The sequence below is a fragment of the Mycobacterium sp. B14F4 genome (assembly GCF_039871645.1).
Lineage (GTDB): Bacteria > Actinomycetota > Actinomycetes > Mycobacteriales > Mycobacteriaceae > Mycobacterium.
This window is the reverse complement of the sequence record NZ_JBDPMF010000005.1, coordinates 157,227-174,289: the sequence shown is the minus strand read 5'-3', so window position 1 is coordinate 174,289 and position 17,063 is coordinate 157,227. Positions and strand designations below refer to the sequence as shown.

The following is a 17,063-nucleotide window of genomic DNA, read 5'->3' as shown; positions in this document are numbered from 1 at the left end:
GGTTCCGCGCTCAGTCGGCGCGACGGCCGGCGGCGGCTCCGAGGTCGAAGAAGTCCAACGCCTCGGCGAGCCGGGCCCGCGCCCTCGAGCAGCGGCTCTTGACCGTGCCTTCGGGCACGCCGAGCATGCGCGCGGTCTCGGCCACGGTGTAGCCCTGCATGTCGACGGCCACCACCGCGGCGCGCTGCTCGACGGGCAACAGCATCAGCGCGCGCTCGACGACGATCGCGGTGTCGACGTGCGGCGCCGGGTCTCCGATGGGGCAGACGTCGGATTCGGGCAGCGACTCGGTGGGCCGAACCTTGTTGCGCCGCAGCCGGTCCAGACACGAGTTCACCACGATGCGGTGTAGCCAGCTGCTGACGGCGGAGTCGTGCCGGAACGCGGGCGCCTTGCAGTGCGCCTTGAGCATCGCGTCCTGCAGCGCGTCGGCGGCGTCCTCGGGGTTGCGGCTGGTGATCCTGGCGAGCCGGTACAGCTGGCGGTGATGGCGGTAGAACAGCTCCTCGAAGGCGTACCGGTCCCCGGCGATGTGCGCGGCGAGCAACTCAGCGTCACTGCGCCGTTGATCGGCCTCGAAGCTGCCCACAGCCGAACACTAAGGCGCGCCGCGGGCGGGTCCGGACACATCTTTGTCCGGCTGGGGATGGACCGCCGACGCTAGGACGCCGCCTTCACCGTGATCTCGGCGACGTCGGAGCGGCTCTCGCCGTTCACCTGGCCCAGCGTCGACACCCAGACCAGCAGGTTCGACGTCGGCGCCGCGCCGTCGACCTTGACCGTGTTCTCACCGGGCTTCAGCTGCGTGGCGGGAGTCAGCACTGTGGTGTCGTCCAGCGACGACGGGGTCGGCGTCTGTGCCGAGCGGATCTCAACCGCGGTGCCGGTGCTGTTGACGTCGATGTCGACCTCACCCACGGTGGTGGGCTGCGGCAGCTGCAGGATCAGGCCGACGCCGTTCTTGAAGTTCGGGAAGGGCTCGGGGTCGGTGTAGGTGTCGATCGGCCACACCGTGGTGTCGTCGCCGTCGATCGCCAGACCGGCCAGCGCCGGCGCATCGGCCTCACCTTCGGGCGAGAACACCGTCGCCTGAACCGGTTTGACGGCATTGCCCGCCGAACCGTCGGCCGACTCGGACGTGCTCGGCGCGTTGAGGCCCAGTTCGTCCCCGCCCAGACCGTCCCCGACGTCGCCGAAGATGCTGCTCAGCACCGTCGCCAAGGCGATCAGCGCGACCACGATGATCACCCCGCCGACGCCCAGCCCCACCATCAGCTGCTTGCGGCGGCGGGCCAGCATGTCCGGGTCCTCGTCGGCACCGCCGCGGCGGCGCGCCGGGGCGGGCCCGGGCTCGTCGACGGGGGAGATCAGCTCGGTGCGGTCGGCGATGGCCGTCGCCTGCTGCAGCAGGTTCAGCAGGGTCGGCGCACTGCGGATGCCGCCGCCCTCCTGCACGGCGCGGGCGGCGGCCGCCGAGATCTGGAACGGGATGTGCCGGTCGACGGCACGCGGTTCGATCGGCTGGTTCGCGGCGTCGAGTTCGGCCTGCGCCAACCCGCTGGGCACCCCGGCCTCCTCCAGCGGCCAGCGGTTGACCAGCAGGGCGTACAGCGCCGCGCCGATGCCGCGGATGTCGTCCTCCGGTGTCGCACCGGTCAGGGTCGCGGGGAAGGCCAGCGCGACATCGCCCTCGATGCTGACCCGGATACGGCTGGGGTGATCGATCGACAGTGCGACGCCCGAGCGGTGCGCGGCCTCGGCCGCCGCGGCCAGCGACTGGATGGCCCTGGCCCCGCCGATGGGCGACGGCGACGTCTCGGCCACCTCGGCCAGCGACCCGCCGCGGATCCACTCCGAGACCACCAGTCCGCCCGAGCCGGTGTTGGCGACGTCGAGCACGCGGGCGATGCCGGGCATGTCGATGCGGCCGAGTTTCTGGGTGCGCGCGAGGATGTCGCGCAGCTCGTCGTCGGGCAGGGTGTTGTCGGGGTCGACGAACGTCAACCCGACCTGCCGATCCAGCGCGGTGTCCAGCGCCTGCCAGAACTGCAGGGAGGGCGGGCCGCCGTGGAAGACCAGCAGCCGGTACCGGCCGCCGCCGATCACGGCGCCGGGGATCAGGTGGACGTCCTCGTCCGAGGTGGCGGCCTCGATGGCCGGTTCGCGGGGCGGATCGAAGGCCAGCGGCTCGCGGGTGGGATCACCGCCGTAGTCGGCGGGCGGCCGGCCCGACACCGGGATACGGGCGGTTCCGTTGGCCTCGAAACCGGCCCCGGAATCGGCCCCGGTATCCGATGTCGCCGGCTGGGCGGCTCCGGCGGGAAACTCGACGGTGTGCTCCGGCTCGGGAACATCGGGCCGGAAGTCGTCGGCGGACACCTCGTCGGCGCCCGGAAGCGGGATCTTGGTGGTGGCGGTGCTGTCGGGACTCGGCGCGGCGCCGCCTGCGGGTTCGTCGCTCACCGCTGGTCCTTTCCGCATCGGCTCCCCGGCAACGAAGCCAGGGGGTCCACGCCGGACGGTCGACGGGCTGTGACGCCGCCCTGACGCGAACGAATTCCTCTGATCAGGGTACGTGAGGGTGTTCCGCGCCCGTGGCCGGTCGGGCGCCGTCTGTCGCTTCGCGGCTACCGTCTCCCGCCCTCGGGGGCCCCGCCCTAGCCGCCGTCGCACCCACGCCAGCGCGTCCTGCGCGTCGGGCACCTTCGCGGCCAACATCACCCCCGCGATGATCGGCACCATGATCAACCCGAGCACCAGCAACCGCAGCAGCGACCCGCCGCCGCCCCAGTTGCGGGTCAACGCCTCCAGCCCGAGCAACTGGTCGGCGACGTGGGCGGTCATGCCCGCGATCAGCGACGCGGAGATGGTGACCAGGATCGTGCGCACCACCTGCAGGTTGATCAGCCGCCCGTCGGGCGGGTCGAGGTTGGACCGCAACAGGAAGTAGCCGACCGTCGCGCCGGCCAGGAAGCCGAGGCCGTTGGCGGTGCCGAGATAGCCGGCCACCAGGTCGGGGTCGTCGGTGAGGTGCGGCGCGATCAGCGAGGCGACGACCTTCACCGTGGTGATCACGACGATCAGCAGGATCGGCGTCCACGGCTGCTCGCGGGCATAGAACACCCGAAGCTGAAGCAGCACAAGGGCATACGGGACCAACGTGAACGCCGACAGGGTGATCGCCATGCCGAGGTAGCCGGCGTCGACCTCGCCGAAGTTGCCGTAGGCGAACAGCGCGCTGCCGATCGCCGGCCCGCCGACGGTCATCATCGCCACGATCGGGATCAGCGTCACCATCGTCAGCCGGGTGGCCAGCGAGAGGTCGGCGAGCACGGCGCGCTGGTCGTTGGCGGCGGCGTTGCGGCTCAGCCGCGGCATCACCACCGTCAGCACCGTCACGCCGATCATGCCGAACGGCAGCTGCAGCACCAACCAGGTGTAGTTGTAGATCGCCGGCCCGGAAGCCGCAGCGCCGCTGGCGATCCGGTTGCCGATGATCAGGCCGATCTGGCTGATCAGCACGTACGCCACCATGGCCGCCGCCATCGCGCCGAACTGCTTCATCCGGTCATCGATGCCCCACAGCGGCCGCAGGCTGATGCGTTCCCTGCGGATCGCGACCAGCAGCACCAGCACCTGGGTCACCGTGCCCAGCGTCATGCCGATGCCCAGCACGAGCAGCTTCGCGTTGCCCATCGTCACCGGGTCGAGCGAGAGCTCGCCCGGCACAACGACATACAGGCCGAGCGTGGCCAGGGCCACCAGGTTGTTACACACCGGCGCCCACGCCGGCGGCCCGAACACGTTGCGCGTGTTGAGGATCGCCATGAACACCGACGACAGCCCGTAGAACAGCACCTGCGGCAAGAGCAGGAAGGCGAACGCGGTCGTCAGGTCACGGTTGACCTCGGGGTCCCCGCCGAGCATGAGGTCGACGAGCAGCGGCGCCGAGGTCACCGACAGGACGGTGGTGATCAGCAACAGCGTGGTGGCCAGCGTGACGAGGCGGCGGACGAACGCGGTGCCGTTGTCGGGATCGTCGCGCTCGGCCCGCGCCAGGACCGGGATGAAGATCGCGGTGAACGTCGCCTCCAGCACCAGCGCGGCGATCAGGTTCGGCAACTGGTAGGCGACCGAGAAGGCACTGGACAGCGCGGCGCCGAGGATCGTCGCGAGCAACACGATGCGCGCGAAGCCGGTGAGCCTGCTGACCAGCGTGGCGACCGCCATGCCCCAGGAGCGGGAGACGACGGCGGAGTCCGACAGTTCTGGCCGCCCGGCGCCCCGCCGCGGTGCCGGCCCGCGGCGCAACCGCGGCGGTGGCTGGCGGGGCGCGCGCGGCCCGGCGGTGCTCACGTCTGCCTGCCGGTCGGTCCGTCGCGGCCGGCCGGGCTCAGCGGCGGGTCGGCGGAGTCGTCGTCGTAGTGCAGCGCGACCTCGAGCGGATCGGGGCGGTCGAGGTCGGCCGGGTCAGGCTGGCCGCGGAAGCGGTGCCACAACCGACGGCCGGCCAGGAGCACCAGCACCGCGCCCGCCGACAGCGTGATGAAGAACAGCACCTTGCCGTAGGCGTTCGAGTGCACCGACAGCCGCACGGGCTCGCCGAGCGGCAGCCCGTCGGCGGTGCGCAACGCGACGTCGACGGCGAACCGCTGGGTGAAGTGCACCTCGACCGGAACCCGCAGCGGCAGGTAGCCCGGCGGCAGTTCGAGCTCGCCCATGTCGGTCACCGTCATGCCGGGGGGCGCCTCGACGTTGAGCCGCACGCGGATCGGCACCGGAAGGTCGTTGCGCAGCGCGAGCGGCAGCGGGCTGCGCTCGGTGGCCAGCGTGTACGAGCCGCCGGGGTTGACCACGGTGACCGCGTCGAACAGGTCGTCGACGGTGTCGCCGACGGTCGTCAGCCGCTGCTGCGCGAGACCGTTGCGCGCGTCGGGCGGAACCGACTGGCTCAGCGCGCGCAGCATGTCCTCGCGCAGCGGCGCGGTGTAGGAATAGCCGGACAGGCCGGTGCGGGCGTCGGTGGTCAGCGCCGCGGTCAGCCCCCACAGCCGACCGGTCACCGCGGATATGCCCGACACCACCGCATCGTCGATACGGCCGTCGGGATCACCGAGCTCGTCGCCGGGCATCGGTGAAACCTGTTGCGGCGCTATGGCATTGCCTTCGGCGATGACGGTGGTGAGCGGGCGGGGCTGGGCCAGCCCGGCGTTGATCGCGGTGGCCACCGCGGTGAACACCGCCCGCGCGTCGTCGGGTCGCAGGTTCCACGCCATCGGCGGCATCAGGATCTGGCTGCGCGGCGCGACGTCGGGGTCCAAACCGCGCCACAGCAGCGCCCCGAGTGCGTTCTGCCTGCGTGCCACCTCGGAGTCGTGGTGCAGTGGAATCTCGAGCGAGGGATCGAGATACGACGGCGTGACCGGATCGGTGCCCGCACCGGCCAGCGCCGCGCCGACAGCCGGGTCGAACGGCGCGGCGACGAGTTGAGGGGTGTAGCGCACCGGCGCGGTGTCGGGCCCGCGGGTGCCCGAGCCGTCGTCGGCCTCCGGTTGAGCGGCGGCGATGGCCACCGTGGGTCGCTGGTCGGACAACAGTCGCACGGCGGGTCCGGTGAGCGGGCCGTCGCCGACGAGCGTGGCGCCCCGCACCGACGCGACACCGAGGATCTGGTCGACGATATCGCCCGCGGTGATGGTGGCGATCGCGCTCAGGCCGCGGTCGCCGACGCGGCGCAGCGCGTCGAGGTCGGCCTGAGCGTAGATCGTCGGCGCGACGCACATCCGGACCGCCAGCAGCTTGAGCCGGTTCAGCCACGCGATGGCGGCGTCATGTCCGGTGCCGGGCCGCGTCGGGGTGCCGCGGCCGGCGTCGGGTCCGTCATTGACGACGTACCCGGTGGTCATGGCGTTGACGGTGACCAGCAGATCGGGGTCGACGGCCAGGCAGGTCGCCGCCCTGACCCGCCCGTCGGGATCCACCTGCGCGCTGGTGGCGAACTCGACCGCGGACAGCAGAGTGTCCAGGCGGCCGCCGGTGGCCAGCGAGGCGGCGAGGTCGTCGTCGATCAACCGCACCGGGGTGGTGCCCCCCGGAGCGCCCGCGGCGAGCCTGGGCCGGTCGGCGATCGGCCACAGCAGCGTCGTCTGCACCGGTTTGGAGATGTCGGGCGCCTCGACGGCGCTCACCGTGTCCGCCGCGTCGGAAGCCGGGTCGGGTGGCACGCCGAGCACCGGAAGCAGGAAGCGCGCGTCGTCGAGCCGGGCGGGTTCGCCGTAGTCGGGGGTGCCGTTGACGTTGACCATCACCGGGTACACGCCCGGCTGCTCGATGCTCAGCGACGGCCGGTCCGCCGACCGCAGCGGGTAGGACAGGATGAACGGGACCTGTTGTCCCCGAGGCAGTTCCGGGGCGAGGGTGACGAAGTCGCCGACAGGCTCGAACTGGTCGACGTTGCCGGCGAGGTTGCTGCGCAAGCCCGCCGACGTGGTGACGGCCGCGGCGTCCTCGAGCCGCACCACCACGTCGCGCACCAGGCGGTCGCCGACGTTGAGCACGGTGCCGGTGACCGTGACGATGGGCTCGCTGGTGGTGGTCACCACGTCGGGGGTCACGCGGTCGATGCGCACCTGCAGGAAGGGCGTGGAACCCGGCTGGCCGGCGGCGGCGCGGGGGAGGGCGACCGGCACAACGGTCAGCATCAGCAGGGTCAGCGCGGCGAGCAGCCGCAGCAGTGCGACGGGGCGTATGCGCGATTCCGCCCCGGTAGAGGTCACGGGCCCTGTCCGCAGCCGTTCGTCCGCCGGCCGGGCTCCGTTTGCCCCCACCGCTCGGCCTCCAGGGACGGTTGTGCGGTTCCGTCAGGACGACGGCGGGTGTGCGAATGCGTCTGGGGCCGACGCCGCGGGGCCGAGCGGGGGAGTGGCGGCAGCGCCGACTCACCGTCGGAGTGCAGTTTGTCGATGAGTTCCCCGGCGACCTCGGCGAGCCGGCGTTCGTCGGCGTAGGCCAGCCGCGACGGCAGTTCCTTGAGGGGCACCCACGCCACCTCGGTGACCTCGAGGTCCTCGTCGGAGAGCTCGCCGCCGAGGAACCGCATCAGATAGTGGTGCACGGTCTTGTGCACCCGGCGGCCCTCGGTGACGAACCAGTAGTCGATGCTGCCGAGCGCGGCGAGCACGCTGCCCTGCACGCCGGTCTCCTCGGCGACTTCGCGCACGGCGGTCTGTTCGGCGGTCTCACCCTTCTCGATGTGGCCCTTGGGCAGCGACCAGAGCATCCGGCCGCGCCGGTCGATGCGCCCGATCAGCGCGGCGACCTGACTGTCCTTGGGCCCGTCGATGCCGTCGATGACCAGCCCGCCCGCCGAGGTCTCGTGCACCGTGCGCAGCCGGTCGGGTGGGCGGCGGGGGCGGGACTTCTTCGGCTGGCCGCCGTTGGTGTCCTTATGGGCAGGTGCGGCGCCGTTGTTGTGATGCGGGCCCGGTACGGGACGGTTGCCCTGCTCGGCCGCGGCCTCCGGCGGACCGGCCGCGCGTCGGCCGCGACGTCGCCCGCGGCGCCGTCGTGGTTTGGCCTGTTCGCCGTCCGACACCCAAGCGATAGTAGCTGCCACCGACATTCGCTCCCCCCGCACTCACCGGTCGTGACAGAGCCGTTGCACATTCGTGTGATCCTCCGGCTCCTCATCGCGGCCCGGGGGCCGCTTGATCGTCGCCTGACTGAAGTCGGATGGTCCGGCTCCTCATCGCGGCCCGGGGGCCGCTTGATCGTCGCCTGACTAGGCTGTCGGAACGTGCCCGAATCCGCGACCGACGCCGAACTGCTTGCCACCGCGCAAGTTGCGCTGAACCGCCACGGCGACGTGCTGCGCGATATCGGCCGCGTGTTCGCTGAAGCGGGACACGAGCTGTTCCTCGTCGGCGGCAGTGTGCGCGATGCGTTGCTCGGTCGGCTGTCCGACGCGGCGGATCTCGACTTCACCACCGACGCCCGCCCCGAGCAGATGCAGCAGTTCCTGCGGGGGTGGGCCGACGCGTTGTGGGACACCGGCATCGACTTCGGCACCCTCGGCGTCGGCAAGGACGGCAAGCGACTGGAGATCACCACGTTCCGCGCCGACACCTATGACCAGGTGTCGCGGCATCCCGAGGTGCGCTTCGGCGACAACCTCCACGACGACCTGGTGCGGCGCGATTTCACCGCCAACGCGATGGCGGTGCGCATCGGCGCCGACGGACCCGCCGAATTCGCCGACCCGCTGGGCGGTTTGGCGGCGTTGCGCGCCCGTGAGCTGGACACGCCCGCCGCACCGGAGGTGTCGTTCGGCGATGATCCGCTGCGCATGCTGCGCGCGGCGCGGTTCGTCTCGCAGCTGGAGTTCTCCGTCGCACCGCGGGTGCTCGCGGCGCTGGTGGAGATGGCGCCGCAACTGGGCCGCATCGCCGCCGAGCGGGTCGCCGCCGAACTGGACAAGCTGCTGCTGGGCGCCGACCCGGTCGCCGGCATCGACATGATGGTGCAGACCGGCCTTGGCGAGGTGGTGCTGCCCGAGGTGGGCGCGATGCGGATGGCCATCGACGAGCACCATCAGCACAAGGACGTGTACTGGCATTCGCTGACCGTGCTCGAGCAGGCGATCGCGCTCGAGGACGCGGGGCCCGACCTGGTGTTGCGCTGGGCCGCACTGCTGCACGACGTCGGCAAGCCGGCGACCCGCAGGCACGAGCCCAACGGCGGCGTGAGCTTCCACCACCACGAGGTGGTCGGCGCGAAGATGACCCGCAAGCGGATGCGGGCGCTGAAGTACTCCAAGCAGATGGTCGACGACGTCTCGCAGCTCGTGTATCTGCATCTGCGGTTCCACGGCTACGGCGGCGGCAAGTGGACCGACTCGGCGGTGCGCCGCTACGTCACCGACGCCGGGCCGCTGCTGTCGAGGCTGCACAAGCTGGTGCGGGCGGACTGCACCACCCGCAACATGCGCCGCGCCGCGCGGCTGCAGGCCAACTACGACGAACTCGAGGAGCGGATCGCCGAACTGGCCGCGAAGGAGGACCTTGCCCGGGTCCGGCCGGACCTCAATGGCAACGAGATCATGGAGATCCTCGGCATCCCGGCCGGGCCGCAGGTCGGCGAGGCGTGGAAGCACCTCAAGGAGTTGCGGCTGGACCGCGGCCCGCTGTCCCGCGAGGAAGCCGTCGACGAGTTGGTGAAGTGGTGGAACGCGAGGGGTCCGCGCAGCGTCTGATCGGGCATGGACTACTGCCTGAGTGACGGTGACGGCTCGGCCACGATGTGGACCGCTCCGCCGGATGTGGACGTCGACGGCGAGGGTGGGCTCGACGCGGTGGGCATCGACTTCGACGGCGACGGCCTCGTCGACGACGCGATGGCCGACCTCGACGCCGACGGTGTCGCCGAGCACCTGGTGCGCGATCACGCCGGGGCCGACGCGGCCTACTTCACCGACGACGGCACCGGCACCTGGGCGGTGACCGTGGACCGTGCCGGCCAATTGCGCTGGTTCGGGCTGGACGGCGTTGAGCACTCCGGTGGACCGCTGGTCGATGTCGACGGCGACGGGCAGGCCGATGACCGCCTCGTGGACGGCGACGGCGACGGGTTGGCCGATCGCGCGCTGAGTCCCGGGCTGGCTTTCGTCGACGCCGACGCCGACGGCCGGTGGGATACGAAGCTGACCGACGGCGACGGCGACGGGTTGGCCGACGCGGCCGGTGAGCTCTAACCCCGCCCTGCGCCGGGCGGGCCCGCGAATGCCTGCGCGATGCCGAGCCACTGCTCGGCGTCGGCGCCCTCGGCCCGGGTGTCCAGCTCTGCCCGCCGCCGCCGTTGCGTGACGAGCATGCAGAAGTCCTCCGCCGAACCCGTGACGCGCTGGGTGGCGTCCTCGGGTCCCCAGCTCCAGGTGTCGCCGTCGGGTGCGCGCAGTTCGACGCGGAAGGGCTCCGTCGGCGGCCGGCGGCCGTTGACGGTGAATGCGAAGTCGCGGGTGCGCACCCCGATATGCGCGATCGAGCGCAGCCGCGCGGTGGCCGGCCGGCGTACGCCGAGCGCGTCGGCGACGTCGAGGCCGTGCGCCCAGGTCTCCATCAGCCGGGCGGTGGCCATCGACGGTGCGCTCATCGGCGGCCCGAACCACGGCAGCTTGCGCCCGTCGGCGACCGCGAGCAGTTCGTCGTGCAACCGCGCGCGGGTCTGCCGCCACTCGGCGAGCAGCTTGTCGGGCGGGGTGGCCGCCAGCTCCTCGGCGCCGGCATCGACGAAACCGGTCGGGTCCTTGGCCGCCTCCTCGAGCAGGGCGGCGAACGCCGCCTCGTCGGTGACGGCGGTCAACGCGACGCGGTCGGTCCACAGCAGGTGCCCGATCTGGTGGGCGATCGTCCAGCCCGGTGCGGGCGTCGGCTCGGTCCAGCGGGCCGCGGGCAGGTCGGCGACGAGCGCGTCGAGGTCGTCGCTCTCGGCGCGCAGATCGGCCACCATCGGCCCGGCGTCAGCCATGCCGGTACCTTAACGCCGCCGCGGGCGTCCGATGCCGGCGTGCACGCCGAGGCCGATCAGATAGATGCCGACGCCCGCGACGGCCAGCAGGGGCTCGCGGCCGTCGGGCGGGATGATCGCCGCGGCCACCCCGATCGCGAGGATGAACGACATCCAGAACAGCGCGTCCTGGACGGTGAAGACGTGTCCGCGCAGCGCGTCGTCCACGTCGATCTGCATCGCGGAGTCGGCGCACAGCTTGACCACCTGACCCGCGGCGCCGAGCAGGAAACCACACACGATCATCAGCGGCACATACAGGGTGGCGCCGCACAACTGGACGACCGCGGCGAACGCCAGCGCACCGTTGGCCGCACCGTAGCGCCCCCACCGGCGCACCACGGATGGCGTCGCGATCGTCGCGAGGAAGGCGCCGAGCCCTCCCGCACTGAGGAACAGCACCGAGGTGCCCAGCCCTGCGACCACGTGCGCCTCGCTGTGCCGCACGATCACCAACACCAGCAGCGAGTTGACGCCGAACACCATCCGGTGCACGGCCAGGCCGGCAAGCGTCGCGGCGACGGTGGGTACGGCCGCGACCGTGCGGATGCCGTGCGCCCAGCCGGTGGCCACGGCGTAGGCCGCCGAGCCGTGGATGGACCGCTTGCTCTCATGCGGGCCGAGCACGTCGGGCGGGAAGCGCACCGATAGCGCAAGCGCGATCGCGACCGGGACGGTGACCAGGAAGATGATCGTCGCGGCACCGGCGTCGTCGTCGCCGAACACGAAGCGCGGCAGCAGCATGAAGATGGCGCCGAGGAACGCCGCCGCCGCCCCCGTCGCCGTCGCCACCGAGTTCATGGCCACCACCCGGTCGCGCGGCACCACGTCGGGCAGCGCGGCCGACAGGCCGGAGGACACGAACCGGGTGAAGCCGTTGACGATCAACGCGCCCAACAGGATTGCGATGTCATCTGCGCCTGCGGCCAAGAGGCTGCCGACGCCGAGCACGAGCAGCAACCGGCCGACGTTGGCGCCGATGAGCACGAGGCGCCGGTCCCAGCGGTCCAGCAGTGCCCCCGCGAACGGACCCAGCAGGGAGTAGGGGAGGTACAGCACCGCGAACGAACCGGCGATCGCCCACGGCGTGGCGGCGCGGTCGGGGTTGAACAGGATGGCACCGGCCAGTCCCGCCGCGAACAGGCCGTCGCCGAACTGGCTGACCGCCCGCAATTCGAGCAGGCGCCAGAATTCCGGCAGCGCGCGCACGGAGTGCCATGCAGCGATGGCTGCGCGGGCGTCGGCCACGAAAGATCACGTTCCTCATCAGCAGCGGATCGGGACCGAACCCACAGTACAAATATGACGGCGGGCCGCGCTTGTCCGCCATCATGACTGTTGCTGGTGCCATGATGGACACGTGGCGCAGTCGGAGGAGCCTGAGGACCGCAAAGGGGAAGTCGCTCCCGCGACGCCCCGGGTCAGGGCCGGAACGATGCTGCTCGCGAACACCGATCTGCTCGAACCCACGTTCCGCCGCAGTGTCATCTACATCGTCGAGCACAACGACGGCGGCACCCTCGGGGTGGTGCTGAACCGGCCGAGCGAGACCGCGGTGTACAACGTGTTGCCGCAGTGGGCGAAGCTCGCCGCCAAGCCCAAGACCATGTTCATCGGTGGTCCCGTCAAACGGGACGCGGCGCTGTGCCTGGCTACCCTGCGCGCGGGGATGCAGGCGACCGGCGCCCCCGGGCTGCGACACGTCCAGGGCCGGATGGTGATGGTGGATCTCGACGCCGACCCCGATTCGATCGCCCCGGTGGTGGAGGGGGTGCGGATCTTCGCGGGGTACTCCGGGTGGACCATCGGTCAGCTCGAAGGCGAGATCGAGCGCGACGACTGGATCGTGTTGTCGGCGTTGCCTTCCGATGTGCTCTTCGAACCGCGGATCGACCTGTGGTCGCGGGTGTTGCGCCGTCAGCCGTTGCCGCTGTCGCTGTTGGCGACGCATCCGATCGACATCAGCCGCAACTAGGGCTCAGCTGCAGGGCAGCGTGCAACTGGCGCATGCGCTGCCGCAACCGCCCGTGCCCGCGGCGGCTTCCGTGCGGGCCACTGCCTTCGCGCTCTGCCAGCATCCCGCGGCCACCGTGCCGATGGCGCCGAGCACGCACACCGTGAGCACCAGCACGCCGGTGCCGGGCGCGGCGGTCAGGCCGACGACGCCGCCCGCGGCGAGCATCGCGGCGGCGGCCAGTTGAGTGGGGGCCACCGACCGCAGCACGCCCTGCACGGGATCACCGGAGCGGGGGCGGCTCAGCAGCCACAGCCCGATTGCCGCGGTTGCGACGGCCGCACACAGGCTGAGCACCGCGGCGATGAGCATGCGACCCAGGATACGAGGCGCAGCGATGAACCCCGAACGGGCGTCCCCCGGGCGCCAGGCTTCGCCCGGGGGACACGCCTACCCCGGTAGGCCCAAATGGGGCCCCAGCTTGCTAGGGGACTGGGGTGCGGGCACTGCGGGTGCCGCGGGTGCGGGCGCCGGCGCGGCAGGAAGGCCGGGTGCCGCTGGGGGAGTCGCGCCCGGCGGTGTGGGAACGCTGACCCGGAAGCCGTTGACGATCGCGTCGGTGGCGTCGGCGGCGGCCACCACCTGATCGACGCTGGTGGTCACCGCCAGCGACACCAGGTAGCGGTCCGGCCCTGCGGTCGCGATGACGTGGCGCCGCGAGGTGTTCAGGGTCATCGAGTTCTCGCGGTAGGTGCCCTCGATCAGGGCCGACGGCATGCCGCCGATTTCGGTCAGCGACGCGTCGGTGGACCGCCAGGCGGGCAGCTGCTGGCTGTCGACGAAGCCGTGGCTGATGGCCTCCCGCGGATCGAAGTCGCCAATCAGCTTGTACACCACCACCTGCGCGTTCGACGAGTGCAAGCCGTTGCCGCCGACCCGGTCGGCGATCACCGCGAAGGCGTCGGGCACGTTCGGGTCGGGGATGTGCGCCCAGCCGCGGGGCATCGGCAGCACGATGTTGAGCGCCTTGAAGTCGCGGCTGGACTGCGGTTCGCGCTGGACATCCTTCGACTCGAAGAACTCCGCGAGCGTGCCGGACCGGGCCGGCAGGATCGCGGGCACCGCAGGGATGGCGGCAGGCGCGGCTGCCGCGCCGGGCGCTGCAGCGACGGCGCCGGGTGCTGCCGTGACGGCGCCGGGTGTCGCCAGACCGGGGGAGACGCCTGCGGGCGCTACGCCGGCGGGCGCGACGGTGGTGGCCGAATTCACATCCGTGAGCGCACGGGGTGCCACCGTGACGGTCTGGGTGACCGTGGCAGGCGCGGGCTGCGGCGGTTGCGGCGGGAGGGGCTCGGCTGAGGCGGTCGTGCCGGCGAAGCCGAGGACGCCGGCTGTCGCGGTGGCCACGCCCGCGGCCAGAATCCGCCAGCGCGGGGCGATCTCGATCATCAGCGTCGGTCCTTCCGAACTGCACGGGGGATTGGTCAGGCGCCGACCATAACCAGCTGCGGACACGCGTCACCAGGGCTGGAATCGAGCTGCAACCGTGTTCTGACTTCCCCGCAACGGAACCGATACCAACCCGTGGCCGGGGCCGGGGTGGCACCCGCTAGCGCAGGAGCGCCGTCGCAGTGCTTATACCCTGTTCACGTGACAGAAGCGCCGACCACCGACACCCCGCAGCACCGCTACACCGCGGAGCTGGCCGGAGAGATCGAGCGCGCCTGGCAGCAGCGGTGGGCCCAGGCCGGCACGTTCGACGTGCCGAATCCGGTCGGGTCGCTGGCGCCCGCGGACGGGACGCGGGTGCCCGCGGACAAGATGTTCGTCCAGGACATGTTCCCGTACCCGTCGGGCGAAGGGCTGCACGTCGGGCATCCGCTGGGCTACATCGCCACCGACGTCTACGCCCGCTACTTCCGGATGACCGGGCGTAACGTGTTGCACGCGTTGGGATTCGATGCGTTCGGTCTGCCTGCCGAGCAGTACGCGATCCAGACGGGCACCCATCCGCGGATCCGTACCGAGGCCAACATCGTCAACTTCAAACGCCAGTTGGGCAGGCTGGGCTTCGGCCACGACTCGCGCCGCAGTTTCTCCACGACCGATGTCGACTACTACAAGTGGACACAGTGGATCTTTCTGCAGATCTACAACGCCTGGTTCGACCCGTCGATGCAGAAGGCTCGGCCGATCGCTCAGCTGGTGGCCGAGTTCGACTCCGGCGTACGGACTTTGGACGACGGCAGGGCGTGGTCGTCGCTGTCGGCCGGTGAACGCACCGACATCGTCGACGGATATCGACTCGTGTACCGCGCCGACTCGCTGGTGAACTGGTGCCCTGGGCTAGGCACCGTGCTGGCCAACGAAGAGGTGACCTCCGACGGTCGCAGTGAGCGCGGAAACTTCCCGGTGTTCCGGAAACGGCTGCGGCAGTGGATGATGCGCATCACCGCGTACTCGGATCGACTGCTCGACGACCTGGAGCTGCTGGACTGGCCGGAGAAGGTCAAGACCATGCAGCGCAACTGGATCGGCCGGTCGACCGGCGCCACTGTGCTGTTTCGCGCAGGTTCGCCACCTGACGAGGGTGATATCGAGGTCTTCACCACGCGCCCCGACACGCTGTTCGGCGCGACGTACATGGTGTTGGCGCCCGAGCACGAGTTGGTCGACCGGTTGGTCGCCGACCAGTGGCCCGCGGGTGTCGACGGCCGCTGGACCTACGGCGCCGCCACCCCCGCCGACGCGGTGGCCTCCTACCGGGCGGCGATCGCGGCGAAATCGGACCTGGAGCGTCAGGAGAACAAGACCAAGACCGGTGTGTTCCTCGGGGCGTACGCGGTCAACCCCGCCAACGGACAACGTATTCCGGTGTTCATCGCCGACTACGTGCTGCTGGGCTACGGCACCGGGGCGATCATGGCGGTGCCAGGCGGCGACCAGCGCGACTGGGAGTTCGCCCACGAGTTCGGCCTGCCCATCGTGGCGACCGTGGCGGGCGGTGACATCACCGAGTGCGCCTACAGCGGCGACGGCGAGGTCATCAATTCCGATTACCTCAACGGAATGACGGTCGCGGCGGCCAAGGAGGCCATCACGTCGCGCCTCGAGGCCGACGGCCGCGGGCGGGCCCGTGTCGAGTACAAGCTGCGCGACTGGCTGTTCGCCCGCCAAAGATACTGGGGCGAGCCGTTTCCCATCGTCTACGACGCCGACGGCCGCGCTCACCCGCTGCCGGAGTCCGCGCTGCCGGTCGAGCTGCCGGATGTGCCCGACTATTCGCCGGTGTTGTTCGACCCCGACGACGCCGACAGCGAGCCGTCACCGCCGCTGGGCAAGGCGACGTCATGGGTGAACGTGGAACTGGACCTCGGCGACGGGTTGCAGTCGTACACCCGCGACACCAACGTGATGCCGCAGTGGGCGGGCAGCTCCTGGTACGAGCTGCGCTACACCGACCCGTACAACTCCGAAGCGTTGTGCGCCAAGGAGAACGAGGCGTACTGGATGGGCCCGCGGCCCGCCGAACACGGCGCCGACGATCCCGGCGGGGTGGACCTCTACGTCGGCGGTGTCGAGCACGCGGTGCTGCACCTGCTGTACGCGCGGTTCTGGCACAAGGTGCTTTACGACCTCGGCCACATCAGCTCGCGCGAGCCCTACCGGCGGCTGGTGAACCAGGGTTACATCCAGGCGTTCGCCTACACCGACGAACGCGGCGCCTACGTGCCCGCCGCCGAGGTGACCGAACGTGACGGCAAGTTCTACTGGGCCGGCGCCGACGGTGAGACCGAGGTCTTCCAGGAGTTCGGCAAGATCGGCAAGAGCCTGAAAAACTCGGTGTCACCCGACGAGATCTGCGACAACTACGGCGCCGACACGCTTCGGGTGTACGAGATGTCGATGGGCCCGCTGGAGGCGTCGCGGCCGTGGGCCACCAAGGATGTCGTCGGCGCGCACCGGTTCCTGCAGCGGGTGTGGCGGCTGGTGGTCGACGAGGACACCGGAGGCGAGCGGGTTTCGGAGCACGAGGCGCTCGACACCGAGACGCTGAAGTTGTTGCACCGCACCATCGCCGGCGTATCCGACGACTACACGAACCTGCGCAACAACACCGCGGCGGCCAAGCTGATCGAGTACACCAACCACCTGACCAAGCAGGGCGTGACGGCGCGTGCAGCGCTCGAGCCGCTGGTGCTGATGGTCGCGCCGCTGGCCCCGCACCTGGCCGAGGAGCTGTGGCGACGGCTGGGCCACGACACGTCGCTGGCGCACGGGCCGTTCCCGGTGGCCGATGAGCAGTACCTCGTCGAGGACAGCGTCGAGTATCCGGTTCAGGTCAACGGCAAGGTCCGCAGCCGGGTGACCGTGGCCGCCGACGCGACGGCCGACGCGCTGGAGGCCGCGGCGCTGGCCGACGAGAAGGTGCAGGCCTTCATCGACGGCGCCACGCCGAAGAAGGTGATCGTGGTGGCGGGCCGCCTGGTCAACATCGTCCTCTGACTTTTGCGATTCGGGCGTGAAAACGAGCGCTCAGAGCACGAAA

Annotated in this window: 12 protein-coding genes; 4 read left to right on the top strand and 8 right to left on the bottom strand. The window is 71.0% G+C overall.

From position 1 onward, the window contains the following. Positions 1-10: 10 nt before the first annotated feature. From sigM to ABGB19_RS15770, 4 genes are all read right to left on the bottom strand, one after another. Positions 11-589: an RNA polymerase sigma factor SigM gene (gene sigM, locus ABGB19_RS15785; RefSeq protein WP_347686908.1), complete on the bottom strand. Its 579-nt coding sequence runs from the start codon at positions 587-589 to the stop codon at positions 11-13. 71 nt (positions 590-660) lie between these two features. Further along, positions 661-4,356 (bottom strand): murein biosynthesis integral membrane protein MurJ, encoded by a 3,696-nt coding sequence (murJ, locus tag ABGB19_RS15780; protein ID WP_347686907.1) that lies wholly within the window; start codon positions 4,354-4,356, stop codon positions 661-663. After that, positions 4,353-6,701, bottom strand: coding sequence for a hypothetical protein (locus ABGB19_RS15775; protein WP_347687211.1), 2,349 nt, complete (start codon positions 6,699-6,701; stop codon positions 4,353-4,355). The genes murJ and ABGB19_RS15775 overlap by 4 nt, the downstream gene beginning before the upstream one ends. 71 nt (positions 6,702-6,772) lie before the next feature. Then, entirely contained in the window at positions 6,773-7,594 is an 822-nt protein-coding gene (locus ABGB19_RS15770) for an NUDIX hydrolase (protein WP_347686906.1), read from the bottom strand. A 201-nt stretch (positions 7,595-7,795) separates the two neighbouring features. Here ABGB19_RS15770 and ABGB19_RS15765 point away from each other — a divergent pair, with 201 nt between their 5' ends. Next, complete coding sequence (locus ABGB19_RS15765) at positions 7,796-9,250, top strand: CCA tRNA nucleotidyltransferase (protein WP_347686905.1); 1,455 nt, start codon at positions 7,796-7,798, stop codon at positions 9,248-9,250. 6 nt (positions 9,251-9,256) lie between these two features. Then, the gene (locus tag ABGB19_RS15760; protein WP_347686904.1) at positions 9,257-9,748 is read left to right on the top strand and encodes a pullulanase; all 492 of its coding nucleotides are present in this window, start codon (positions 9,257-9,259) and stop codon (positions 9,746-9,748) included. Here ABGB19_RS15760 and ABGB19_RS15755 read toward each other — a convergent pair. After that, a complete protein-coding gene (locus ABGB19_RS15755) occupies positions 9,745-10,521 on the bottom strand; it encodes a TIGR03084 family metal-binding protein (RefSeq protein ID WP_347686903.1) in 777 nt (258 codons plus the stop codon). The genes ABGB19_RS15760 and ABGB19_RS15755 overlap by 4 nt on opposite strands. 9 nt (positions 10,522-10,530) lie before the next feature. Continuing rightward, the gene (locus ABGB19_RS15750) at positions 10,531-11,808 is read right to left on the bottom strand and encodes an MFS transporter (RefSeq protein ID WP_347686902.1); all 1,278 of its coding nucleotides are present in this window, start codon (positions 11,806-11,808) and stop codon (positions 10,531-10,533) included. Positions 11,809-11,920: 112 nt separating this feature from the next. Between ABGB19_RS15750 and ABGB19_RS15745 the strand changes: the two genes are divergently transcribed. Beyond that, entirely contained in the window at positions 11,921-12,535 is a 615-nt protein-coding gene (locus ABGB19_RS15745) for a YqgE/AlgH family protein (protein ID WP_347686901.1), read from the top strand. A 3-nt stretch (positions 12,536-12,538) separates the two neighbouring features. On the opposite strand, the gene ABGB19_RS15740 is transcribed toward ABGB19_RS15745, so the two are convergent. Beyond that, positions 12,539-12,886 carry a hypothetical protein gene (locus ABGB19_RS15740; RefSeq protein WP_347686900.1) on the bottom strand — a complete coding sequence of 116 codons (348 nt, stop codon included), beginning with the start codon at positions 12,884-12,886 and terminating at the stop codon, positions 12,539-12,541. A 78-nt stretch (positions 12,887-12,964) separates the two neighbouring features. Beyond that, positions 12,965-13,963 carry an LpqN/LpqT family lipoprotein gene (locus tag ABGB19_RS15735; RefSeq protein ID WP_347686899.1) on the bottom strand — a complete coding sequence of 333 codons (999 nt, stop codon included), beginning with the start codon at positions 13,961-13,963 and terminating at the stop codon, positions 12,965-12,967. Between the two features lie 201 nt (positions 13,964-14,164). Here ABGB19_RS15735 and leuS point away from each other — a divergent pair, with 201 nt between their 5' ends. Further along, positions 14,165-17,020 carry a leucine--tRNA ligase gene (gene leuS, locus ABGB19_RS15730; protein ID WP_347686898.1) on the top strand — a complete coding sequence of 952 codons (2,856 nt, stop codon included), beginning with the start codon at positions 14,165-14,167 and terminating at the stop codon, positions 17,018-17,020. Positions 17,021-17,063: the final 43 nt, after the last annotated feature.